Annotated in this window: 2 protein-coding genes and 1 pseudogene; all 3 read left to right on the top strand. The window is 71.4% G+C overall.

Annotation, left to right across the window (positions count from 1 at the left end; genetic code table 11):
• The first annotated feature begins 53 nt into the window (after positions 1–53).
• The gene (locus ASF38_RS04880) at positions 54–1,676 is read left to right on the top strand and encodes a GAF domain-containing protein (RefSeq protein WP_056574039.1); all 1,623 of its coding nucleotides are present in this window, start codon (positions 54–56) and stop codon (positions 1,674–1,676) included.
• A gap of 25 nt (positions 1,677–1,701) precedes the next feature.
• Positions 1,702–1,946, top strand: a pseudogene (locus tag ASF38_RS18895) (response regulator transcription factor); the annotation flags it as partial.
• A gap of 1 nt (position 1,947) precedes the next feature.
• The coding region (locus ASF38_RS18890; protein WP_235497404.1) for a response regulator transcription factor at positions 1,948–2,257 on the top strand (310 nt) is incomplete at its 5' end.
• Positions 2,258–2,570: the final 313 nt, after the last annotated feature.

Below are 2,570 nucleotides of genomic sequence, written 5' to 3'. Positions count from 1 at the left end.
CCCCCTCCGTGGGAGCGGCCACAGCACTATCCTCCCTCGGGAGGGAGTCGTCGATGAAGAAGAGCGGAGTGGGGTCGGAGCGTCAGAGCAGTCTGCTCGACGCTGTCGTCGCGCTGTCCCAGGACCTCTCCCTCGACAACGTCCTCCAGCGCATCGTCGACTCCGCCAGCGAGCTCGTCGGCGCAACCTACGGCTTCCTCGGCGTGCTCGACGGTCGCTCCTCGCACCGCCTCGGCACGTTCGCCGTGCACGGGCTCGACGCCGAGCACCAGGACATGATCGGCCGCCTCCCGCAGGGCCAGGGCCTGCTCGGGCTGGTGATCGACCGGCCCGAGCCGCTGCGGGTCAACGACCTCAAGAACCATCCCGAGAGCGCGGGCTTCCCCAGGCTCCACCCCGACATGACGTCGTTCCTCGGCGTGCCGATCCGCGTCCACGACCAGGTGTTCGGCAACCTCTACCTCACCGACAAGCAGGGTGACGGCGGGTTCACGCCGGAGGACGAGGAGGTCGCGGTCGCGATCGCGTCGGCCGCGGGCGTCGTCATCGAGAACGCCCGGCTGTTCGAGCAGAGCGAGCAGCAGCGTCGGTGGCTGCGCGCCACCTCCGAGGTCGCCACGGCGTTGCTGCGCCCCATCTCCCGCCAGGCCGCCAGCCAGCTCATCGTCGAGCGGGTCCGCGACGTCGCCGGCGCCGGGGCTGCTGCCCTCGTCGTGCCCGACGACGACGGCCCGTTCGTGGTCACGGCCGCGGTGGGCATCGAGCCCGACCCGGTGGGAATCCGTCCCGACATCCCGTTCCTGCGCGAGGTCGTCCGGTCGGGGCAGGCGGTGGTCATCGCCGACGCCCTCCACGACGAGCGCATCGACGACGACACGCTGGCCGCGCTCCCGGGGCTGCAGACGGTGCAGGCGCACCCGTTGCACTTCGAGGAGGGCACGGCGGTCCTCGTCATCGGGTGGTTCTCCGAGCAGATGTCGTCCACGTGGGCCCTCGACCCCGAGCTGCCGAACGGCTTCACCCAGCAGGCGGCCCTGGTCATGCAGGTGGTGCGGGCCCGCGAGACCCAGGCCAAGCTGGCGATCTTCGAGGACCGCGACCGCATCGGCCGCGACCTGCACGACCTGGTGATCCAGCGCCTGTTCGCCATCGGCCTCTCGCTCGACAGCGCCTCGGCCTCGGTCCCGCCGGCGGTCGGGGCTCGACTGTCCGACGCCGTCGACGGGCTCGACCAGACCATCAAGGAGATCCGTCGCACGATCTTCGACCTCAGCTCTCCCACGGTGCCGGCCAACCTGCGGCTCGAGATCGACGCCATCGTCGGCGAGGCCGAGCGGATGCTCGGCTACCGCCCGACGGTGGAGACCATCGGACCGGTCGAGAGCGTGGTGCCCGACATGGCGGCCGAGCAGCTGGCGGCCGTGCTCAAGGAGATCCTGTCGAACGTCGTGCGGCACTCCCACGCCGGTGAGGTCGCCATCGAGCTCGACGTCACCGACGACATCGTGCTCACCGTGACCGATGATGGACTCGGGCTCGATCCCGACCAGCCGTTCGGCAACGGACTGCGCAACATGAGGCACCGCGCCCAGAACCTGGGCGGCAGCTGCGAGTTCCTGGAGCCGTCGCACGGCGGCCTCCAGGTCCGCTGGAGCGTCCCGAAGTCGATGCCGTGATCCCCGCCAACGAAGGAACCCCCACATGAGCGAGTCCGTACGGATCTTCCTGCTCGACGACCACGAGATCGTCCGACGCGGCATCCGCGACCTCCTGGAGGCGCAGGAGGGCCTGTCGGTCGTCGGCGAGGCCGGCACCGCCGGCGAGGCGCTCGAGCTCATCCCGACGCTGCTGCCCGACGTGGCGGTGCTCGACGCGCGCCTTCCCGACGGGTCGGGCATCGAGGTGTGCCGCGACGTCCGGGCCGCGCACCCGGAGGTCAACGTCATNCCTCGTCGACGCCGTCCGCCGGGTGGCCGACGGCCAGTCGCTGCTCGACCCCGCGGTCACCGCCCAGGTCCTCGACCGGATCCGCAACGCTCCCGCGCCGAAGGACCCGCTCGCCGAGCTGACGGCACAGGAGCGCCGTATCCTCAGCCTCATCGGCCAGGGCATGACCAACCGCCAGATCGCCACCGAGATGTACCTCGCCGAGAAGACGGTCAAGAACTACGTCTCCCAGCTGCTCTCCAAGCTGGGCCTGCAGCGCCGCACCCAGGCCGCGGTGCTCGCCGAGAAGCACCGCCTCTCCGGCGACTGACCCCTCCCTTCGGCCCGGCTGGGCTGCCTCCTGTCCTGCGGCTGCGGTCGCTGGGTGGGTCTCGTCCTGCGGCTGCGTCTCTTGGCGGGGCCTCGTCCTGCGGCTGCGCTGCTTCGGGTGGGTCTCGTCCTGCGGCTGCGCTGCTTCGGGTGGGTCTCGTCCTGCGGCGGCGTCTCCTGGCGGGGCTTCGGCTCGGTGCTGCGCTGCTCCGGCCGGGTCTCGGCTCGGTCTCCGAAAGGGCCTCGACCGGCGGATGGGCTTCCGCCCGGCCGAGCCCCGGTGCCGCGGGCTGGTCCTGGGGCGTCGGAGGTAG

Source organism: Aeromicrobium sp. Leaf272 (assembly GCF_001422865.1).
GTDB lineage: Bacteria > Actinomycetota > Actinomycetes > Propionibacteriales > Nocardioidaceae > Aeromicrobium.
The sequence above is the reverse complement of the archived record's forward strand: the minus strand, read 5'-3'. Positions and strand labels throughout refer to the sequence as shown.

Coding starts and splice junctions, on each gene's coding strand:
- ASF38_RS04880 (WP_056574039.1), top strand. CDS start 54: ATGAAGAAGAGCGGAGTGGGGTCGGAGCGTCAGAGCAGTCTGCTCGAC.